Origin of the sequence: Geothrix sp. (assembly GCF_030219325.1) — a bacterium.
Classification (GTDB): domain Bacteria; phylum Acidobacteriota; class Holophagae; order Holophagales; family Holophagaceae; genus Geothrix.
The window spans coordinates 2,957,960-2,977,661 of record NZ_CP126625.1; the positions used below are offsets into that span (position 1 = coordinate 2,957,960).

A 19,702-nucleotide genomic window follows, 5' to 3' on the forward strand; every position below is an offset into this window, starting at 1 on the left:
TCAAGATCCGCAGGGTGGCCCGGGGCCGCTAACCTGGGTCATGTCCGCGCCCGAAGCACCAGGTCCCGCCACCGCCCCGCCGGCCGCCACGCCGCCCGAGATCGCGCTCTGCCTGGAGCTGGGCCGGGCCTTCCAGGCTTTTGGAATTCCCGCCCACCGCTTCGAGGACGCCCTGGCGCGGATTTCGGAGCGGCTGGGCCTGGAGGGCCAGTTCTTCGCCCTGCCCACGGCCTTCTTCGCCTCCCTGGGGAAGGGCGGCCACCACTGGACCTTCATCCAGCGGAGCCCCTCCGGCGACGTGAACCTGGAGAAGCTCTCGGACCTGCAGGAGACCACGGATGCCCTCATCGCCGGGGACCTGGACGCCGCCGGCGCCCACGACCGCGTGCAGACGATCCTCGCCGCCCCGGATCGCTGGAGCGCCCTGCTGACGGTGCTCTGCTTCGGCCTCGGCTCCGCCCCGGCCGCCATGTTCTTCGGCGGGGGATGGCGCGAGATGCTCCTCACGGCCGTGCTGGGTTCCCTGGTGGGCCTCATGGTCATCCTGCTGGGACGGAAGGCCGGCCTCGCGCGGCTGGTCCATCCCGTGGCCGGCACCCTGGTGGGCTTCCTGGCCGTGGCCGCCGCCTACCGGTTCCCCCAGGTCTCGCCCCAGGTGCTCACGGTGGCGGGCCTCATCGTCCTTGTGCCGGGACTGCGCCTGGTGGTGTCCATGAACGAGCTGGCCACGGGCAACCTCGTCGCCGGCACCGCCCGCCTGGTGGACACGGCCATGACCTTCCTGTCGCTGGGGTTCGGCGTGGCGCTGGGCCAGCGGCTTGCCGTGGCCATGCTCGACCGCGCCCTGCAGGGCACGCCCCTGCCCCTGCCCGCCTGGACCATCCTGCCCACGCTGCTGCTGGCCGCCTCGGCCTTCGTGGTGATCTTCAAGGCACGGCCGCGGGACCTGCCCTGGATCTTCGCGGCCTGCGTGCTGGCCTTCTTCGGCGCGCGCCAGGGCGCCGTGCTGCTGGGCCCCCAGTTCGGCGTGGGCCTCGGCGCCTTCGCCCTGGGCCTGGGCAGCAACCTCTTCACGCGGCTCACCCGGCGCCCTTCCGTGGTGACGCTGCTGCCGGGCCTGATGGTGCTGGTGCCCGGGGGCCTCGGCTTCAAGGGCCTCGAGTTCATCATCCAGAAGCAGCTGGTGATGGGCCTCGACACGGCCTTCCAGGCCCTCTTCGTGGCCATCGCCCTGCTCACGGGCCTGCTCCTGGCCCACGCGGCCGTGCAGCCGAGGACCGCCCTGTAGCCCTTCCGGCTGGGGCGCTCTGGACCCGGCCCTGGGTCCACTGAAGCAACCAACCTGGGATCAGCGCCTTGCCCGCCAGCCGCCGGGACAGCATGGGTCATTGTCCCTCTTGAAAACGATTGAGCCTGTTTTTTCTATGTTGCTGCAATGTTTTGATTAGCTTTGAAAAAGATGAATTGGCTTTCTCGTTGCAAATGCCTGGATCAAATCTCCACGGCTTCGTGAGGGTGTCCAGGGCTTCGGCCTGGTCCGCTCCTGCCTGGCCTTGGCGACCTCCAGGAGAGCGCCCTTGCCGAATCCCGATGCCACGATCCTTCCCGCCGCCCGGTGCATCGTCGGGGATCCGTCCCCTGCGGGGCAGCCATGAAGCAGCTGCGCGACGATGCCTGCGGCTGCGCCATGGGCGCGGTGTTCACGGTGGTCGGCCTCGGCCTGTCATCCGGCTATGCCGTCTGGCAGTGCCGGACGAACGGCATGGCCACCTCGGCGGCGGTGCTGAGGGTGTTCCTCGCCACCTTCCTGGCGGCGGGGGCCGGGAAGGTCCTCGGCATCCTGCGCTACCGCATGGGCCGGAACCGGCCGGCCAGCCCTGCCCTGTCCCCCAACCTCGACCCACACCCCACAGGAGAATGAGATGGCCGGAACCTGGAAGCAGCTCCCCTCGAATTGCACCCGCAACCTGGGCCTCACCCTCGTCCGCTGCGCGCAGCTCGGACAGACCATCCGGACGGCCTGCGTGGGCTGGGCCAACCAGGTCGAGCAGTCCTGCGCGCAGTGGGCGGACCAGGGCCATTCCGAGTGCGCCGCCTGGTCGGACCATGGGCACAACGAATGCTGCGATTGGGCCCCCTGCTCCTGGTTCTGCGATGCCTTCTACTGGGTGGCCAACGTGCTCTGCGACGCCTTCTACTGGGTGGCCAACGTGGTGTGCGTGGTCTTCACCACCATCGTGAAGGTCGTCTGCGTGCTGGTGTCGATCATCGTCGAGGTGTTCTGCGCGCTCTGGAGCATCATCACGATCTTCTTCTGCGTCTCCACTGCGAACGGAGGCACCGCCCTGCTGCTCACCGACGGCACCGTGCTCATGCAGGAGTGCCTGCTCGGGTACGGCACGCGCCGCTGGTGGAAGCTGGTGCCCGACAACACCGGCAGCTATTTCAACGGCACCTGGCGGCGGGTGCGGGACGCCAACGTGGGCCGGAAGTACTTCGCCTCGGCCGTCCTCGCCGATGGCCGCGTGCTGGTCTGCGGGGGCGAGTATTCCGATGCCAGCGGCATGAACGCGGCAGACGAGACGAACACCTGCGAAATCTACGACCCGGTGGCGGACACCTGGACGGCGATCGACCCGCCCAGGGACGCGGGCGGGGCCTTCTGGGCCAAGATCGGCGATGCGGCCTGCTCCCTGCTGGCGGATGGCACCTTCCTGATGGGGAATGCCATGGACCGGCAGACCGCCACCTTCGATCCCGCCACGAACGCCTGGTCGCTGGCCGGCGGCAAGCGGAACCGGGCCACGGAGGAAAGCTGGGTCCTGCTGCGAGACCAGACGGTCAGCACCCCCAACTGCTCGGGGCATCCGGCTGCGGAGAAGTACCTGCCCGCCACGCGGACCTGGATGGCGGACCGCAGCATCCCGGCGGCCTCCGACATCGTCGAGGATGCCTCGAGCGAGACGGGGCCCGGCGTGCTGCTGCCCGATGGCCGAGCCTTCTGGGTCGGGGCCACGGGCAAGACCGTGCTCTACACGGCACCAGCCACCGCGAACGCCCAGGGAACCTGGATGGCCGGGCCCGACCTCCCCAAGGCGGGCCGCATGGAGCAGGGCACGAAGGATGGTCCGGGCTGCCTGCTGGTCAACGGCAACGTGCTGTTCGGGATCGCTCCGGTCAACGGGAAGGGCGGCGAAGAGGACTACCTTTCGCCCACCAGCTTCTTCGAGTTCGATGGGACGGGCGTCAACCGCGTGAGCGATCCTCCAAACAGCAACCATGCCACCTACGTGGGCCGCATGCTGCTGCTGCCCAACGGCGATGTCATGTTCATGCGGGAGGACGACTCGAGCTTCTATGCCTACACGGACTACGGCCGGCCGCAGGACATCTGGCGGCCCGTGATCCAGGCCTGCCCGGGCATGATCCAGCCCGGCCACACGATCCAAGTCTCCGGGCTGAACTTCAACGGTTTCTCCCAGGCCGTCGGCTACGGCGACGACTCCACCGCCGCCACCAACTACCCGCTGGTGCGGATCAGACACCGGCAGTCCGGCCATGTGGCCTACTGCTGCACCTTCAACCACACCACCCCCGATGCGGCGGGGAACCCAGTTCCCTCCATGGGCGTCGCCACCGGAGCCGCCGTGATCACGACCCATGTCGCGGTGCCGGCCGGCCTCCCCTTGGGCGATTCTGATCTGTTCGTGGTGGCCAACGGCATCGAGTCCCTGCCCTTCCGGGTGGACATCGTGCACCGGAGGAAGGATTGAGCCCGACCGCCCGGTCCTTGTGCGAATCCGGGCGGTTCCTATATTGAGCCAGGCCCCAAGGCTCACAAGGAGATGTGCATGAACAAACTGGGCATGTTTGCCCTGGCGTTGGCGTTGGCCGGAACCACGGTCCTCTCCGCCCAGTCCAAGGAAGACAAGAGCCGGGCGAAGGCCAAGGACACGGTGGACCGGGTCCGGGAGGCCGATCCCCCCAAGGTGAAGGAGCGCCAGAAGGACGACACGGCGCAGAAGCGGGCCGACGAGGCCAATGCCCAGGAGCGGGCCCGTCAGAAGGAAGTCGCCAAGAAATACCCCGCCAAGGGCAAGGACGTGCCGCCACCGAAATAGGCGCCGGCTCGCACCCCTTCCCGACCAGACCCCGCCGCCGGCGGGGTTTTTTGTTGGCCTGATCAGGCGGGTATGGATAATATTTTGGAAGAAAATTTTAGTTGATTACAATCATATTTGGATCATTCTGGATGCGAGGTGCCGCATGTCCCTCCTCCCCTTCACTCAGAAAGCCAATGACGCCCTGGTGGCCGCCCGGGAACGGGCCGTTCGCGACCAGCACCCGGAGCTGGTGCCCCAGCACCTCTTCGGGGCCCTGCTGGCCAACGAGGCCGGGCTCCATCCCCTGCTGGAACGGGCGGGGCTGAACCCGGAATCCATCCGCGGCCTGGCGGACGCCGCTGAGGGCCTCATCGCCAAGCTCCCCCGGGCCGTGGGCGGAGCCGAACCCCAGGTGGGCGCGGCCTTCCGGCATTTCCTCGACGTGGCCAGCGACACCGGCCGGGGGCTGGGGGACCGCTTCCTCGCCACCGATGCCCTGCTGCTGGCCCTGGCCAACGCCCACACCGACGCCAAGCCGCTGCTGGAGCGTTTCGGCCTGGGCCGGAAGGCCCTGGAGGCGGTCATCCGCGAGGTCCGCAAGGGTTCGAAGGTGGAGGACGAGAAGGCCGAGGAGAAGTTCGCCAGCCTGGAGAAGTACGCCAAGGACTACACGGCCCTGGCCGCCGCCGGAAAACTGGACCCCGTCATCGGCCGGGACGAGGAGGTCCGTCGCGTGCTGCAGGTGCTGTCCCGGCGCACGAAAAACAACCCCGTGCTCATCGGCGAGCCCGGCGTGGGCAAGACCGCCATCGTGGAGGGCCTGGCCCAGCGCATCCAGAAGCGCGACGTGCCCGAAAGCCTCAAGGGGCTGCGCGTCATGGGCCTCGACATGGGCGCCCTGGTGGCCGGAACCCAGTACCGGGGCCAGTTCGAGGAGCGCCTCAAGGGCGTGATCCAGGAGGTGGAGAAGGCCGAGGGCCAGGTCGTCCTCTTCATCGACGAGCTGCACCTGCTGGTGGGCGCGGGTGCCGTGTCCGGCGGCATGGACGCCGCCAACCTGCTGAAGCCCGCCCTGGCCCGGGGCGAGCTGCGCTGCATCGGCGCGACCACATTGGACGAATACCGCAAATACATCGAGAAGGATGCCGCCCTGGAGCGCCGCTTCCAGCCCGTGTTTGTGGAGGAACCCGGTGTGGAGGACGCCATCTCCATCCTGCGGGGACTCAAGGAGCGCTACGAGCTGCACCACGGGGTGCGCATCCAGGATGCCGCCCTGGTGGCCGCCGCCCAGCTGAGCCACCGCTACATCGCGGATCGCTTCCTGCCCGACAAGGCCGTGGATCTCATGGACGAGGCGGCCAGCGCCGTGCGCATGCAGATCGACAGCCGGCCCACGGAGATCGACGTGCGCGAGCGACGGGAGATGCAGCTGCAGATGGAGCGGCATTCCCTGACGAAGGAAAAGGATGCTGCCAGCCGCGCGCGGCTCGCAGATATCGAAAAGGAATGGGCGGAATTGAACGAGGAGCTGAGCCACCTGCGGGCACAGTGGGAAAACGAGAAGAAGGTCATCGAGGGAGCCCGGGCCATCCAGAAGCGGCTGGATGATCTGCGCATCGAGCTGGAGCAGGCCAAGACGAAGGGCGAGTACGAGCGCGCCTCCCGCCTGGAGTACGGCGAGATCCCGGCCCTGGAGAAGCAGCTGGCGGCCACGGCCCCCAGGGAGAGCGCGATGCTGCGCCTGGAGGTCGGAGAGGCGGACGTGGCGGCCATCGTAAGCCGCTGGACCGGCATCCCCGTGAGCCGCATCCTCGAAGGCGAGGTGGAGAAGCTCCTGAAGATGGAAGCCCGCCTCACGGAGCGCGTCGTGGGCCAGGACCCGGCCCTGACGGCCATCGCCGACGCCCTCCGCCGCAACCGCGCCGGGCTGGGCGATCCCAAGCGGCCCATCGGCAGCTTCCTGTTCCTGGGTCCCACGGGCGTGGGCAAGACCGAGGTGGCACGCGCCCTGGCGGAGTTCCTCTTCGACGACGAGAACGCCCTGGTGCGCATCGACATGAGCGAGTTCACCCACGAGGCCGACGCCACCCGGCTCATCGGCGCCGCCCCCGGCTACGTGGGCTACGAGGAGGGCGGCCGCCTCACGGAGGCCATCCGCCGCCGGCCCTACGCCGTCATCCTCCTGGACGAGATGGAGAAGGCGCACCCCCGCACCTTTGACCTCTTCCTCCAGGTCCTGGAGGACGGCCGCCTCACCGACGGCCAGGGGCGGACCGTTGACTTCCGCAACACCGTCGTGCTCATGACCACCAACCTGGGCAGCCAGGCCATCTTCGACGCCGGGGGAGACACCTCCAAGGCCGAGCTGGCGGTCCAGGCGGCCCTGCACGCCCACTTCCGGCCGGAGTTCCTGAACCGGCTCGACGAAGTGGTGATCTTCCGGTCCCTGAGCCGCGAGGACATGAAGGCCGTGGCCCGCATCCAGCTGAAGCGCGTCGAGGCCCTGCTCCAGGCCCAGCGCCTGGGGCTGGAGGTGCCCGAGGAGGCCCTGGACTGGCTGGCTGCCGAGGGTTTCGACCCGCAATTCGGCGCCCGCCCCCTCAAGCGGCTCATCCAGCAGGCCGTGGTCAACCCCATGTCCCGCCTGGTCCTCCAGGGCCAGCTCCAACCCGGTGGCCTGGCCCGCCTGGCCGTCCGGGACGGGCAGCTCCTGGTGGAGGCCGAGGCGGTCCAGTAGGGGCGGCCCAGGCTCCCGAAACTTGCCCCGGCCCGGCCCCGGTCCGATGAGGGTGGCGTAGCCGGAGTCTGCGTGCCCCTCCCCTCTCCCATCCCCATCCTCATCGTGGACGACGAGGCGGACCTCCGAAACCTGCTGGTGGAGGCCCTGGAGGACCAGGGCTACGCGGCCGTGGGGGCGGATGGTGGAACCCAGGCCCTGGCCCGGGTGCGGGAGCGTCATTTCCCGGTGATCTTCACGGACCTGAACATGCCCGGCGGGCTGTCGGGGCTGGAGCTGCTCCGGGCCATCCATGACGAGGATCCCCAGGCCATGGGCATCCTCATGACCGGCTACGCCACCACGGAATCTGCCATCCAGGCCCTCAAGCGCGGCGCCTACGACTTCATCCAGAAACCCTTCAAGCTCGCCGAGATCGAAGCCAGCCTGGAGCGCGCCCTGGAGCACTACCGCCTGGTGCAGGAGAACGAGGAATACCAGAAGAACCTGGAGCAGATGGTCGAGGCCCGCACCCAGGAGATCCTGGGACTGAAGAACGACATCGAGAGGCTCTTCGAAGGCTTCGTGAACGCCTCCGTGACGGCCATCGAGGCCCGCGATCCCAGCACCTCAGGCCACTCCAGCCGGGTGGCGGACCTGACGGTGGGCCTGGCCGAGGCCGTGAACCAGACGCCCAACGGCCCTTATGGGGGCCTCCACTTCAACCCGCTCCAGATCCGCGAGATCCGCTACGCCAGCCTGCTGCACGACTTCGGGAAGGTGGGCGTCCGCGAGCAGGTGCTGGTGAAGGCCAAGAAGATCGAGGGCGAGCACCTGGAGAGCATCTACCAGCGCCTGCACCAGCGCACCCTCGAGTCCATGCGCGACCGCATGCTGGATGCCTGGAGCAAGGGCAACCCCTTCGACCACGACGCCCTGGGTGGCCTCCTGAGGCAGCAGGAGGAGGAGACCCGCCGCCTGATGGACCTGGTCCGGCGCAGCAACGAGCCCACGGTCCTGCCCGAGAAGGTGGCCCTGGAGCTGGACCAGCTGGAGGAGCTCACCTACCAGCACTGGTCGGGTGACCGCCGGACCCTCATCGAGCGCCAGGACATCGACCTGCTGAGGATCACCAAGGGCAGCCTCTCCGACCAGGAGCGGGACGAGATCCAGAACCACGTCACCTACACCTACCGGTTCCTCAGCCAGATCCCCTGGACCTCGGAGCTGGCGGGCGTCCCCGAGATCGCCTGGGCCCACCACGAGCGCCTCAACGGCAAAGGCTATCCCCGCCAGCTCAAGGAGCCGGACATCCCCGTCCAAAGCAAGCTGATGGCCGTCTCGGATGTCTACGACGCCCTCACCGCCGCCGACCGGCCCTACAAGGCCGCCGTGAGCGTGGAGCGCAGCCTCCAGATCCTGGAGCAGGAGGCCAAGGTCAACCTGCTGGACACCGAGGTGCTGCGGATCTTCCTGGAGGCGAGGATCTACGAGCGCACCATCCCCACGGTACGGGTCCCATGATCCAGCAGCCCATCCTCATCGTCGATGACGAGCTCGAAGTCCGCGAGACGCTGCTGGAGGCCCTCGGAGATCAGGGCTACAGCGCCGAGGCCGTGGCCAGCGGCGAGGCCGCCCTGGCCCGCATGGCCGAGCGGTCCTTCCCGGTCGTCCTCACGGACTTGCACATGCCCGGCGGGCAGACGGGGCTCGACCTCATCGGCGCGATCCGGCACCACTTCCCGGACACGCTCTGCGTGCTCATCACCGCCTACGCCACCCTGGACACCAGCATCGAGGCCCTGAAGCGTGGCGCCTACGACCTGATCCAGAAGCCATTCCGCCTGGCCGAGATGGAAGTGGTCCTCAACCGGGCTCTGGACCATGCCAGCCTGCTCGGGAAGGTCCGCGACTACCAGCAGGAGCTGGAAAGCCGGATCCTGAGCCGGACCCGCGACCTCCAGGAAGCCCATGCGGAGGCCCTCACCCTTTGCGACCTGGGGCTCCAGGCCCTGGACGCGCCCTCGTTCCGGGAGGCCCTCGACCCCCTGCTGGACCAACTGGCGGCCCGCTGGTCCCCGGATGGCCTGGGCATCTACCGGCGGGGCAAGGACGGCAACCTGCACTGCGTGGCGGCCCGCGGGCGCCTCGCCCTGCCCCCACGGCTCACCCGGCCCCAGCCCGGACCCTTGACCGCGCCCGGGCTGGGCTACGCCGAGGACCACCTGCTGCCCCTGGGCCCCGCCGGCTGGCTCTACCTCGGCTTCGAGAGCCGCTCCGCCTTCATGGAGTCGGATCCGGCCTTCCTGCTGCTGGCCCGCCACCTGGAACTGGTCCTCCGGGTAAGGTGAGGAGATGACCAGCTCCCATCAGCTTCTCTGGACCGGCTTCCGCGGTCTCGACCCCGCCGAGGTGGACCTGCCCTTCCAGCCCGGGGGCGTCATCCTGTTCGCCCGCAACCTGGATCCGGACCCCGAACGGGGGCCTGCCCGCTGCCGGGCCCTCGTCGACGCGCTCCAGGCCCGCTTTGGCGCGGACCTGCCCCTGGCCGTGGCCCTGGACCAGGAGGGCGGCCCCGTGAGCCGCCTGCGGCCCTGGACCGGCCCGACGCCGCCCCTGCGCCAGCTCTGGACCCGGGGTGGACCGTCCGCCTGCTCGGCCTGGGGCCGTCTCTGGGGCGAGGGGCTGCGCCTGCTGGGCTTCAACGTGGACTTCGCGCCCGTCCTGGACCTCTGGGACGGCCACCCCGGCGCCGGCATCGGGGATCGCGCGGCCAGCGCCCTGCCCGCCGAGGCCGCGGCCGCGGCCGGCGCCTTCCTGCATGGCCTGGAATCCACCGGGGTGCGGGGCTGCCTCAAGCATTTCCCCGGCCTGGGCGGCACCACCCTGGACAGCCACCAGGGTCTGCCGGCCCTGGCCAATGCCACCCAGGTGGACCGCAACGCGGCGGCCTTCGTCCCCCTCGCCCATCCGGATCGGCTGGTCATGGTGGCCCACCTCCGGACCCCGGCCAGCGGCCCGCTGCCGGCGAGCCTCCACCGGGCCTCCGTGGTGGACAACCCCTGGGGCATCCAGGGCCGGTTCCTCCCTGACGATCTGGAAATGGGCGGCTGCGCGGACTGGAGCTGGGACGACCGGGTGCGGCTGTCCCTGGAGGCCGGTCACCAGTGGCTGCTGGTCTGCCAGACGCCGGCAGGTTGGACCGCCTGCGCCGAAGCGGCGGGACGGCTTCCGGAGGGACTTTGCGCCCCGGCCCTGAAGGCCACCCAATCCATGCGGAGGCACCTGCCGGGACCCGTGCCCTTCGACCCGCAGGCCTGGAACAGTTGGATCGCGCGGCTCCAGACGGCCGCAGAGGAGGTGTGATGGCCGGCCGGATCCTCATCGTCGACGACAACGCCATGATCCGCAGCGAGATCAAGGCCGTGCTCATGAAGGACGGCAGCTTCACGCACTTCATGGAGGCCTCGGACGGCCTCACGGCCTTCAAGACCATCATGGAGCAGCCCCCGGACCTGGTGCTCTGCGACCTGGTCATGCCCGGCTTCGATGGCTTGAAGTTCCTGGGCCTCAAGGCCAGCCGCAAGGAGCTGGAGCAGATCCCCGTCATCATCCTCACCGCCGAGGACGACCTGGACCGCAAGGCCGAGATCCTGGAGCGTGGCGCCTCCGACTACGTGACCAAGCCCTTCCACGAGAAGGAGCTGCTGGCCCGGGTGCGCATCCATACCAAGCTGAAGCTCCTGCAGGACGAGCTGCGCGAGAAGAACGTCCAGCTCGAAACGCTTTCCGTCACGGACGCGCTGACGGGGCTGGCCAACCGCCGGCGCCTCATGGCGCGCCTGGAGGAGGAGGTCCAGCGGGCCCGCCGCTACAAGACGCCGCTGTCCGTGGTGATGATCGACATCGACCACTTCAAGCAGGTGAACGACACCCACGGCCACGCCATGGGTGACGAGGTGCTGCGGAACATCGGCGCCCTGCTCAGGGCCAACGTGCGCACCACGGACCTGGCCGCGCGCTACGGCGGGGAGGAGCTGACCCTGGTGCTGACCCACACGGATCTCGCCTCGGCGGCCCAGGTGGCCGAGAACCTCCGCCAGAAGTTCGCGGAGCTGGAGCACCAGCTCGATGGCGTCACGCTGAAGAAGACGGCCAGCATGGGCGTCGCCTCCCGCGACGGCCAGGGCGACGTCCCCCACGCCGAGGAACTCCTGAAGCACGCCGACGAGGCCCTCTACCGGGCCAAGCAGGGTGGCCGCAATCGGGTGGAGATGGCGGGGTAGGCCTCAGGCTTACTTCGCCGCCTTCTTCAGCGCCTCGACCTTGTCCGTCTTCTCCCAGCTGAACTCGGGGCGGCCGAAGCGGCCGTAGGGCGGGACCCGCTCCGCGAGGGCGCCTTGGCGCCCGAGTGGGAGGACGCGCCTAAAGGCGCGTCCGATCGCGGGGAAGCAGGCGCCGCGTGCGCCGGAACGGCGCGCCCAGCGGCCGCAGGCGGCCTACTTCGCAGCCTTGCGAAGCGCATCCACCTTGTCCGTCTTCTCCCAGCTGAACCCGGGGCGGCCGAAGTGGCCATAGGCCGCCGTGGCGCGGTAGATGGGCTTGCGCAGGTCCAGGGCCTCGATCATGGCCTTGGGCGTGCAGCTGAAGATCTCGCGCACGGCGCGGACGATGGCTTCATCGGACACCTGGCCGGTGCCGAAGGTGTCCACGGCGATGGACACGGGCTCCGCCACGCCGATGGCGTAGGCGAGCTGGATCTCGCAGCGGGTCGCCAGGCCCGCCGCCACGATGTTCTTGGCGATGTAGCGGCCCATGTAGGCGGCGCTGCGGTCCACCTTGCTGGGGTCCTTGCCCGAAAAGGCGCCGCCGCCGTGGTGGCCGGTGCCGCCGTAGGTGTCCACGATGATCTTGCGGCCCGTAAGGCCCGTGTCGCCCATGGGCCCGCCCACCACGAAACGGCCGGTGGGATTCACGTGGAAGATGGTCTGCCCATCCAGCAGCTCCGCGGGCAGCGCGGCCTTGATCACGTCCTGGAGGATGCTGTCGCGGATGGTGTTCTGGGTGACGTGCTCATCGTGCTGGGTGGAGATCACCACCGTGTGGATGCGCTTCACCTTGTCGCCGTCGAATTCGACGGTGACCTGGGACTTCCCATCGGGGCGCAGCCAGGGCAGCTGGCCGTTCTTGCGGACCTCGGACAGCTTCCGGGTCAGCAGGTGGCTGAAGTGGATGGGGGCGGGCATCAGCTCGGGCGTGTCGCTGCAGGCGTAGCCGAACATCAGGCCCTGGTCCCCGGCGCCGCCGGTGTCCACGCCCATGGCGATGTCGGGGCTCTGCTGGTCGATGGTCACCATCACCGAGCAGGTCGCGTAGTCGAAACCCTTGATGTGGTGGTCGTAGCCGATGTCCTTGACCACGTCGCGCACCAGGGCGGCCACGGGGATGTAGGTCTCGGTGGTGATCTCGCCCGCCACCAGCACGAGGCCGGTGGTGAGGAGGGTCTCGCAGGCCACGCGGCTGCGGGGGTCGTCCTTCAGGGCCGCGTCCAGGATGGCATCGGAGATCTGGTCCGCCATCTTGTCGGGATGGCCCTCGGTGACGCTCTCGGATGTGAACAGGTGCCGCCCCTGAGTGGCCATGCAGGACTCCTCGGAACACCCCCAAACAGCTGTCCGGGGGAAACTATGAGTATATCGTGGGTCGCCGACCCATACACCTTTCGGATGACGCGCGAATCCTTGCCTTGCCATAGGCTTGGGGACTAAGGTGGGGAGTTCCCCGTCTTCGCTGCACTTCCCTACCGCCCCCCGTGGAGGAACCCATGAACCCCTTCCGACGTCCGACGCTGGCCCTGGCCCTCATGGCCGCCTCCGTCCTGATGGTCTCCACCGCCTGCAAGCGCGAGGACCCCCAGATCCGGGAACTGACCCAGAAGGCCGCCGAGGCCGACAAGGCCAACCAGCAGCTGAACCAGGCCGGCAGCGAGCAGCAGAAGAAGCTGGCCCAGGCGGGTGTCAATGACATCAAGCCCAACGCCGAGACCCTCCAGCTCACCGACGACCAGAAGAAGGCCCTGGAAGAGCGCATCAAGAACGAGAAGAACAGCTCGTACCAGGCCCTGCTCCAGGAAGTGCTGGACAAGGACAAGGAGATCAAGGATCTCAACACCAAGCTCGCCAAGCTCAAGGCCGACCTGCCCAAGCCCGACCTGGCCAAGCCCAATGACAGCCACTACGGCATGGCCCTGCGCTTCCTCAAGAAGAAGGGTGTGCCCGAGGCCGAGGCCAAGAAGCTGGTGAGCCGCGTGGCCATCCTCGACAAGCTGGCCCCCGGGTTCGAGGTCTACCACTTCTATGCCAACGGCACCTACGGCACCTGGGTGTCCCAGGGCAAGGCCAAGATCAGCCCCAACGACCTGATGCGCCAGGAGCGCGAGAAGATCGAAGGCGAGCGCGACGAGGCCGTGGCTGCGAACGAAAAGCTGCAGGAGGAGGTCCTCGATCTCGAAAGCCAGAAGAAGAAGATCACCGAGGAGATCACCACCCTCCAGAGCGAGCGCAGCAACCTCATCGAGGAGCGCACCAAGCTCCAGGCCGACAATGCCGGCCAGCTGGCCAAGCTGAACTCCCTCCACTACGTCGTCGGCACCCGCGACAAGCTGAAGGCCGACGGCGTCATCGAGATCCCCGTCTTCGCCAAGGACCGCGCGGGCAAGAACTGGCGCGACGAGGTCTTCACCCAGAGCCTCGACCTGCGCTCCGCCAAAACCATCGTCATCAAGGCCGCCGACCTGGGCCTGAAGAAGATCGGCAAGGTCAACGTGGTGCCCGGCTCCTACCTGAAGGACGAGCACTACAAGCTGACCATCAGCGAGGACAAGATGACCGCCACGGTGGAGCTCATCACCGTGAGTCGCTTTAAGAACGATAAGGTCGTCTTTGCGGTGACGGACTAGCGTTTCCCACCACCTGGAGGGGCCCCGGCTGGGGCCCCTCCTTTTTTGTGGAATTTCGGCTCCGGGCCGCCTATCGTCTGGAGACCCATCCTGGATTTCCTCTAACCACACCCATGAGGTGAAGCAATGCGCGTAAACCTGTACCAAGCGCTCCTGGGCACGTCCCTGCTGGGCCTCCTCGCCTGCAACGGCGGCGGCGATTCCAAGACGACCATGACCGTCACCGGCCCCGAGAGCAGCCCCAGCTCGACCACCGCAGTCTTCGACCCGGCCTCGGGCGCCGTGCCTCTGCCGAACGTCCTGGTGACGGCCACCACCACCAGCATCACCTACACCGCCACTTCCACGCCGGCAGCCGGCACCCTCAACATCAACCCCGGCTACCCGCTCACTCCGGACAAGGCGCTGGCCTACGTGAACCTGAAGGAGATGGGCAACACCCACGCGGTGTCCGGCGTGAACGCCCCCATCTACATCGGCTTCACCAACGGCGTGGACACCGCCACCATCAACGGCGCGAACATCAAGATCTTCATGGTGACGCCCGACCAGGCACCGTCGGTCAACCCCTCCAGCTATGAGAACAACCCGCTGACCTTCACGGACATCTCCGGGCTCTTCACGTTCAGCACCATGGCGCTCACCCCCAGCGGCGTGGGTGCCTACGCCATGCCCAAGGTGCCCCTGCCGCCTGGCTACCGCTTCCTCTACGTGGTCACCAACCGGGTGAAGGACACGGCGGGCAAGTCCATCTCCGCCTCACCCTTCTTCGAGGCCCTGAAGTCCACCACGGCCCTCGCCGGCTCCTTCGCCGCGCTGGAACCCATCCGCTCCGACGCGATGGCGGGCGCCAACATCCAGCTCTCCGGCTACGCCAAGGTGATGAACGACCTCATCGCCGCCAGCGCCACCACCACCATCACCCAGCGGGCCGACATCGCCCTCATGGGCCGCTTCATCACCACGGGAGCGGGCTACATTCCCGCCGACCCCGTCGGCACGCCCGCCTCCCGGATGCCCGTGGAGACGGCCCTGTGGGCCTACGCGAACAACGCGAACCTGGGCGCCACCGCCCTGCTGGCTGACTTCAGCACGGCCGAGAGCCGCGCCTGGACAAACGGCGTCTCGCACTTCCAGCTCATGGGCACCTCCGCCATCCCCAGCGGCGCCGGTTCCATCTCGGCGATCTTCGGTTCCATTCCCAGCGCCGCCGTGGGCTTCGTGGGCGCCGGCACCTTTGAAAGCGCCGACTTCCAGCTTGACCCCTACGCCGTGCACGCCAACCTCGCCAACGCCGGCGGCAACCTCGATGCCATCACCGGCCTGGTCTACAACCCCGGCACCAGCGTGGCCATCGGCCCCCTCGCCGCCGCCCCGGGCACGGGCGTCCTGCAGTCCTTCCGCAATGGCACCGGCGTACTGCGCGGGTTCTACCACCGGACCCGGCGGGTGCCCTTCATCGTGATCGCACCCATCACCCCCGCCCCGGTGGGCGGATACCCCGTGGCCGTCTTCATGCACGGCATCGGCGGCCAGAAGGAACAGGCCCTGGGCCTGGCCAACACCCTCTGCGCCGCGGGCTATGCCGTTGTCTCGATCGACCAGGCCGTCCATGGCCTGCCGGCCAACGGGCAGCTCGACGTCACCGGAACCGCCGTGAGCGGCAGCCTGACCTCCCCGCTCTACACCGGACCCGGCATGGGCAACGGCCGCCCCGCGGCTGAGTGGGCCAGCAACTTCTTCATGCTGCCCTCCATCCTCACCGCTCGCACCAACGTGCAGACCAGCGCCTTCAACCTCTGGCGCCTGGAGCGGATCCTCAAGCAGCCGGCCGCGGATCCCACCAGCCTGCAGGCGGCCATGACCACTGCCGGCAAGTCCCTGAGTGCCGCCGGTGCCAGCCAGTTCGTGGGCCAGAGCCTGGGCAGCATCGTCGGCTCCTACTTCCTGGCCGGCAACAGCTCCCAGACCGGGGGCAGCAACATGAAGGGCCTTCTCAGCGTTCCGGGCGCGCGCCTGGCCTGGATCCTGAAGGAAAGCCCCTCCTTCGCCACCACCGTGGCCGGTGGCCTCGCCGCCGCGGGCGTCCCCACGGGCAGCGCCGCCTTCTACCAGTTCTTCGCGCTGGCCCAGGCCGTGGCCGATCCCATCGACCCCGCCACCATGGGCACGCCCCTCCCCGGTGCCCCCGTCTCACGGTTCATCAACCGCCTGCTGGTGCAGGAAGCGGTGGGTGATACGGTCATCCAGAACGCCTGCGGCCAGTACTTCGTGAATGCCTTCGCGGGCCGCCAGGGACAGCTGGGCGTGGACGTCAGCGCCACCACCGGCCTTCCCGGATTCACGCAGGTGCTCCGCAACACCCAGGTGGCCCCTGCCGTGCCCTATGTCTATGGCGCGACCCTGGCTGCCATCAAGGCGCCCGTGGCTGCCGCCACGGCCTCCTCGGCCACCACGCCCACCCAGGGCGTCATGCAGTACAGCCCCGCCCAGCACGGCATGCTGCTCCAGGACACGGCCACGGCCGCCAATGTCGCCAGCTGTCAGACGCAGATGTACGCCTGGGTCAAGTACGGCCTGGTCGTCGACGGCGCCAACGCCGCCGGCTTCCCCTTCGTGGCCTCCCCGAGCGGCCTGACGAAGATGGTCATTCCCGGGCTCTTCGGTCCCGAGAGCCTGTCGATCCACTACCCGCTCACGCCCACCGAATAGCCAGACCGCACCACGGAAGCGCCGCCCTCGTGGGCGGCGCTTCCCGTTTCAAGGGTCAGCCACCCAGTTCCGGAAAGGCCTCCAGCAGCTGCCTCCGGGCCTCCAGCAGCTCGGGCACGGCGGGATCCCGGCGCCGGAGGAAGCCGCGGACGGCCTGCAGGTCCTCGGCGGCCCGCTCCAGGATGGGCAGGCCCAGGCCGATGGCCAGGAGCGCCGCCAGGGGCACCAGGGCCATCCGCCACCCCCAGGCGAACCCGGCCGCGCCGGCCAGCAGGAGGGCCCACAGCGGGAAGAGCAGCGCCCCACTCAGCAGCTTCAGGGTGGCGACCTGGTCTCCTTCGTCCGTGAACCGCCCCGCCAGCCAGCCGGCCAGGCGGTACGGAGGCCAGAAGAGCAGGCCCGGCGACAGCAGCAGGACCGCGCTCGCCAGGCGGAGGGCGGCGCCCGGCAACCAGCGCCGCACTTCGGCCGCCGGATAGGGGTGGCCCACCTGATCGGGCCGCAGTCCCTTGGCCCGCAACCAGGCCTGGGCCCCGTGGACGCGGGCCTCCAGGGCCGCGAAGGTCTCGGCGGAGAGGGCGCCCAGGCGCGGCGCCAGGGCGCGCACCCGCAGGCGCAGGGCCTCCAGGTCCACCCGCGTGCCCGGGGCCTCGGCCAGGAGCCAGGCCACCTCCTGGGCCAGGGCCAGGCAGCGCGCATCGGCCTCATGCAGGGTGAGGGGCCGGAGTGCGGCGCGGATCCGGGCGGTCAGCTCGGCGATGGCCTCGGGCGAAGTCCCCTGCCCGGCCAGGTCCCCGAAGGGGATCGGCGCCCCCAGCCGCAGCAGGGCGCTGTGCCGGAAGGTGCCGCGATCCCCGTAGACCAGACCCGCGGGCACCAGGGACAGGGGCACGGGACTGGACAGGGCGATCCGGGCTGCGCCGGTCTTGAGGGGTGCCAGGTCGGCTTCCGTGTGGCTCACGCCCTCGGGAAACATGGCGACGGAGCCCCCCCGGGCCAGCACCTCGTGGACCTCGTGGAAGCTCCCCAGGATGGATTCACGCGTGGCGCCGCCATCCTTGGGGCGGGTCACGGGAATGGCCCTGAAGGCCGAGAGGAAGGGCCGCAGCGGGAGGATCTTCCAGAGGGTGGCTTTGGCCAGCCAGCCGGCCTTGCGGTCGAGCAGGGCGGCCGCCGCGAGGGGATCCAGCAGGCCGTTCGGATGGTTCAGCAGGATGAGGCAGGCCCCCGGCGGCAGGGGGGGCCCCTCCTGGCGCAGGGCGCGGAACCAGATGCGCCCCAGGAATCGCGCCGTCCCGCTGCCGCCGTTCATGCCAGTCCGGCGGCCGGCCGGCGACGGGCCCAGATGAGGGCCACGGCCGAAGCCGCGATGGCGGGAATGACCAGCAGCATGGCCCGGCCCAGGGCCGCGCCCCCCGCCCCGCCCGCTTCCGAGACCCGACCCACCAGGGCCGGGCTGAGGGCATCGCCCAGCAGATGGATGAGGAGCACGTTGAGGCCCGTGCCCGTGGCCCGCACCGAGGCCGGCAGGCAGCTCACCGTAAGGGCGTTCACCGGGCTGGTGTTCACGAACAGCATGAGCATGGCCGCGAAGAAGGCGACATAGGTGGCCTGCAGGTGCCCCGAGGACAGGGCCCAGAACACCGCCGGGATCGCGAGCAGCAGGGTGGCGGCGCTCAGATCCACGCCGATGTCGGGCCAGCGGTGCTGGAGCCGCTTGGTCAGCAGGCCTCCGGCGAAGGTGCCGAGGATCCCCGTGACCACCAGGAAGATGCCAAATACTTCGCCCGCAGCCCCCACGCTCACCCCGTGGCGGCGCTGGAGGAAGGCGCTGCCCCAGAAGCTCAGGGCCCCCATGGCGAAGGTGTAGGCCACGTAGCTGCCCGTGCAGGCCACCCAGACCCGGTTGGTGAGGATGGCGCGCAGCTTCAGCCCGTAGGAGAGCCCTGCGGCCGTATCGGCCCCCTGGTCCTGGCCGCCCCGGGGAGGATCAGCCAGGGTGGCCATGCGCGCGGCGAAGAACAGGCCTGGCAGGCCGGCCACCAGGAAGGCCTGGCGCCAGCCCCAGTGCTGGGCCACGATGCCACCCAGGGCGTAGCCCAGGGCCGAGCCCACGGGAATCGCCAGGTAGAACCAGGTGAACTTGGCAGCCCGCTCATCCTCGGGGAAGAGGTCGGCCAGCAGGGCAGGTCCCAGGCTGGCGTAGGCCGCCTCCCCCACGCCCACCAGCGAGCGGGTGAAGAGCAGGCCCCAGAAGCCATGGACCAGGCAGGCCCCGGCCGTGGCCAGGCTCCACAGCCCCACGCCCACGGCCACCAGGCGCGGCCGGTGGAACCGGTCGGCCAGCAGGCCGAACAAAGGAGCGCCCACCATGTAGGCCAGCAGGAAGACCCCGTTCACCCAGCCCCGCTGAGTGTCCGTGAGTCCAAGGTCCCGGCCCAGGGGTTCGATCACCGCCGCGACGACATACCGGTCCAGGTAGTTCACCAGGTTGATCCCGGTGAGCAGCAGGAGCAGCCGTCGCGCGGCGGTCATCTCAGCAGGCCGTCAACGGCCGGGCTTACTTCTTGGGAGCGGCGGGCTTGGCGGCAGCCGGCTTGGGAGCCGCGGCGGCGGGCTTCGGCGCGGGGGCGGCGTCCGTGGCGTCCAGGCGCTTGGAGACTTCGGCGGTGAAGGCCTTCAGCCACTCCGCATCACCCCAGGAGAGGATGCTGATGGCCTGATCGGACAGGACCAGTTGCAGCTTCTCCTCCTTGGCCAGCTGTTCGACGATGGGGGCCGCGATCTTGGTGATGGCCTCGCCGACCTTCCGCTCCACGCGCTGGTACTCCTGCTGGCTGTCCTCCTGCATCTTCTTGGCCTCGAACTCCACGTCGCGGTACTTCTTGGCCAGGGCCTCCTTCTTGTCGGGATCCAGGCTGGGGGAGTTCAGCTGCTGCTGCAGCGTCTGGAGCTCCTGCCCCTTGGCCCCCAGCTTCTCCTCCAGGTTCTTCTTGGTGATCTCCAGCTCGGAGAAGATGGCGCCGGCCTTCTTCGAGGTGCGCACCAGCTGGTTGATGCTGAAGAAGGCGAACCGGGGGGCCTCCTGGGAGGCGGCGGGGGTGGCGAGGGCCGCGGACAGGCAGAGGGCGGCCAGGGACGGGGCGATGAGGCGCATGGGAATCTCCAGGGCGAAAGAGCCATTGTAGCCGGGAACGGCGGGGCCTTCCGGCA

General features: G+C 69.1%; 15 protein-coding genes. 11 read left to right on the forward strand and 4 right to left on the reverse strand.

Annotation, left to right across the window (positions count from 1 at the left end; all coding sequences use genetic code 11):
• Positions 1-40 precede the first annotated feature (40 nt).
• The 9 genes from QOZ81_RS13215 (at position 41) to QOZ81_RS13255 (ending at position 11,105) form a co-directional block, all read left to right on the forward strand.
• Complete coding sequence (locus QOZ81_RS13215) at positions 41-1,288, forward strand: threonine/serine ThrE exporter family protein (protein WP_291205509.1); 1,248 nt, start codon at positions 41-43, stop codon at positions 1,286-1,288.
• A gap of 363 nt (positions 1,289-1,651) precedes the next feature.
• On the forward strand, positions 1,652-1,921 hold the full coding sequence (locus QOZ81_RS13220) for a hypothetical protein (protein ID WP_291205506.1): 270 nt from the start codon (positions 1,652-1,654) through the stop codon (positions 1,919-1,921).
• 1 nt (position 1,922) lies between these two features.
• Positions 1,923-3,773, forward strand: a complete 1,851-nt coding sequence (locus tag QOZ81_RS13225; RefSeq protein ID WP_291205503.1) for a kelch repeat-containing protein — start codon at positions 1,923-1,925, stop codon at positions 3,771-3,773.
• A 78-nt stretch (positions 3,774-3,851) separates the two neighbouring features.
• Positions 3,852-4,121: a hypothetical protein gene (locus QOZ81_RS13230; RefSeq protein ID WP_291205501.1), complete on the forward strand. Its 270-nt coding sequence runs from the start codon at positions 3,852-3,854 to the stop codon at positions 4,119-4,121.
• A gap of 145 nt (positions 4,122-4,266) precedes the next feature.
• A complete protein-coding gene (locus tag QOZ81_RS13235) occupies positions 4,267-6,840 on the forward strand; it encodes an ATP-dependent Clp protease ATP-binding subunit (protein ID WP_291205498.1) in 2,574 nt (857 codons plus the stop codon).
• A 72-nt stretch (positions 6,841-6,912) separates the two neighbouring features.
• On the forward strand, positions 6,913-8,343 hold the full coding sequence (locus QOZ81_RS13240; protein WP_291205495.1) for an HD domain-containing phosphohydrolase: 1,431 nt from the start codon (positions 6,913-6,915) through the stop codon (positions 8,341-8,343).
• The gene (locus QOZ81_RS13245) at positions 8,340-9,170 is read left to right on the forward strand and encodes a response regulator (RefSeq protein WP_291205492.1); all 831 of its coding nucleotides are present in this window, start codon (positions 8,340-8,342) and stop codon (positions 9,168-9,170) included. The genes QOZ81_RS13240 and QOZ81_RS13245 overlap by 4 nt, the downstream gene beginning before the upstream one ends.
• 4 nt (positions 9,171-9,174) lie before the next feature.
• Entirely contained in the window at positions 9,175-10,185 is a 1,011-nt protein-coding gene (locus tag QOZ81_RS13250; protein ID WP_291205489.1) for a glycoside hydrolase family 3 N-terminal domain-containing protein, read from the forward strand.
• A complete protein-coding gene (locus tag QOZ81_RS13255; RefSeq protein ID WP_291205486.1) occupies positions 10,185-11,105 on the forward strand; it encodes a diguanylate cyclase in 921 nt (306 codons plus the stop codon). The genes QOZ81_RS13250 and QOZ81_RS13255 overlap by 1 nt, the downstream gene beginning before the upstream one ends.
• A gap of 213 nt (positions 11,106-11,318) precedes the next feature.
• Here the strand turns inward: QOZ81_RS13255 and metK are convergent, their stop codons facing one another.
• Entirely contained in the window at positions 11,319-12,461 is a 1,143-nt protein-coding gene (gene metK / locus QOZ81_RS13260) for a methionine adenosyltransferase (protein ID WP_291205483.1), read from the reverse strand.
• Between the two features lie 182 nt (positions 12,462-12,643).
• Between metK and QOZ81_RS13265 the strand changes: the two genes are divergently transcribed.
• Positions 12,644-13,777 carry a hypothetical protein gene (locus QOZ81_RS13265; protein ID WP_291205480.1) on the forward strand — a complete coding sequence of 378 codons (1,134 nt, stop codon included), beginning with the start codon at positions 12,644-12,646 and terminating at the stop codon, positions 13,775-13,777.
• A 126-nt stretch (positions 13,778-13,903) separates the two neighbouring features.
• Positions 13,904-16,489: a hypothetical protein gene (locus QOZ81_RS13270; protein WP_291205477.1), complete on the forward strand. Its 2,586-nt coding sequence runs from the start codon at positions 13,904-13,906 to the stop codon at positions 16,487-16,489.
• A 55-nt stretch (positions 16,490-16,544) separates the two neighbouring features.
• On the opposite strand, the gene QOZ81_RS13275 is transcribed toward QOZ81_RS13270, so the two are convergent.
• From QOZ81_RS13275 to QOZ81_RS13285, 3 genes are read right to left on the reverse strand one after another with little or no spacing between them, the layout of a single operon-like run.
• Complete coding sequence (locus QOZ81_RS13275) at positions 16,545-17,801, reverse strand: 1-acyl-sn-glycerol-3-phosphate acyltransferase (RefSeq protein ID WP_291205474.1); 1,257 nt, start codon at positions 17,799-17,801, stop codon at positions 16,545-16,547.
• Complete coding sequence (locus QOZ81_RS13280; RefSeq protein WP_291205471.1) at positions 17,798-19,024, reverse strand: spinster family MFS transporter; 1,227 nt, start codon at positions 19,022-19,024, stop codon at positions 17,798-17,800. Before QOZ81_RS13280 ends, QOZ81_RS13275 begins: the two co-directional genes overlap by 4 nt.
• A gap of 25 nt (positions 19,025-19,049) precedes the next feature.
• Positions 19,050-19,646 (reverse strand): OmpH family outer membrane protein, encoded by a 597-nt coding sequence (locus QOZ81_RS13285; RefSeq protein ID WP_291205468.1) that lies wholly within the window; start codon positions 19,644-19,646, stop codon positions 19,050-19,052.
• Positions 19,647-19,702: the final 56 nt, after the last annotated feature.

What these genes read in the sequence shown, in the direction of transcription:
- QOZ81_RS13215 (WP_291205509.1), top strand. Translation starts at nt 41, where the DNA reads ATGTCCGCGCCCGAAGCACCAGGTCCCGCCACCGCCCCGCCGGCCGCC.
- QOZ81_RS13220 (WP_291205506.1), top strand. Translation starts at nt 1,652, where the DNA reads ATGAAGCAGCTGCGCGACGATGCCTGCGGCTGCGCCATGGGCGCGGTG.
- QOZ81_RS13225 (WP_291205503.1), top strand. Translation starts at nt 1,923, where the DNA reads ATGGCCGGAACCTGGAAGCAGCTCCCCTCGAATTGCACCCGCAACCTG.
- QOZ81_RS13230 (WP_291205501.1), top strand. Translation starts at nt 3,852, where the DNA reads ATGAACAAACTGGGCATGTTTGCCCTGGCGTTGGCGTTGGCCGGAACC.
- QOZ81_RS13235 (WP_291205498.1), top strand. Translation starts at nt 4,267, where the DNA reads ATGTCCCTCCTCCCCTTCACTCAGAAAGCCAATGACGCCCTGGTGGCC.
- QOZ81_RS13245 (WP_291205492.1), top strand. Translation starts at nt 8,340, where the DNA reads ATGATCCAGCAGCCCATCCTCATCGTCGATGACGAGCTCGAAGTCCGC.
- QOZ81_RS13250 (WP_291205489.1), top strand. Translation starts at nt 9,175, where the DNA reads ATGACCAGCTCCCATCAGCTTCTCTGGACCGGCTTCCGCGGTCTCGAC.
- QOZ81_RS13255 (WP_291205486.1), top strand. Translation starts at nt 10,185, where the DNA reads ATGGCCGGCCGGATCCTCATCGTCGACGACAACGCCATGATCCGCAGC.
- metK (WP_291205483.1), bottom strand. Translation starts at nt 12,461, where the DNA reads ATGGCCACTCAGGGGCGGCACCTGTTCACATCCGAGAGCGTCACCGAG.
- QOZ81_RS13265 (WP_291205480.1), top strand. Translation starts at nt 12,644, where the DNA reads ATGAACCCCTTCCGACGTCCGACGCTGGCCCTGGCCCTCATGGCCGCC.
- QOZ81_RS13270 (WP_291205477.1), top strand. Translation starts at nt 13,904, where the DNA reads ATGCGCGTAAACCTGTACCAAGCGCTCCTGGGCACGTCCCTGCTGGGC.
- QOZ81_RS13275 (WP_291205474.1), bottom strand. Translation starts at nt 17,801, where the DNA reads ATGAACGGCGGCAGCGGGACGGCGCGATTCCTGGGGCGCATCTGGTTC.
- QOZ81_RS13280 (WP_291205471.1), bottom strand. Translation starts at nt 19,024, where the DNA reads ATGACCGCCGCGCGACGGCTGCTCCTGCTGCTCACCGGGATCAACCTG.
- QOZ81_RS13285 (WP_291205468.1), bottom strand. Translation starts at nt 19,646, where the DNA reads ATGCGCCTCATCGCCCCGTCCCTGGCCGCCCTCTGCCTGTCCGCGGCC.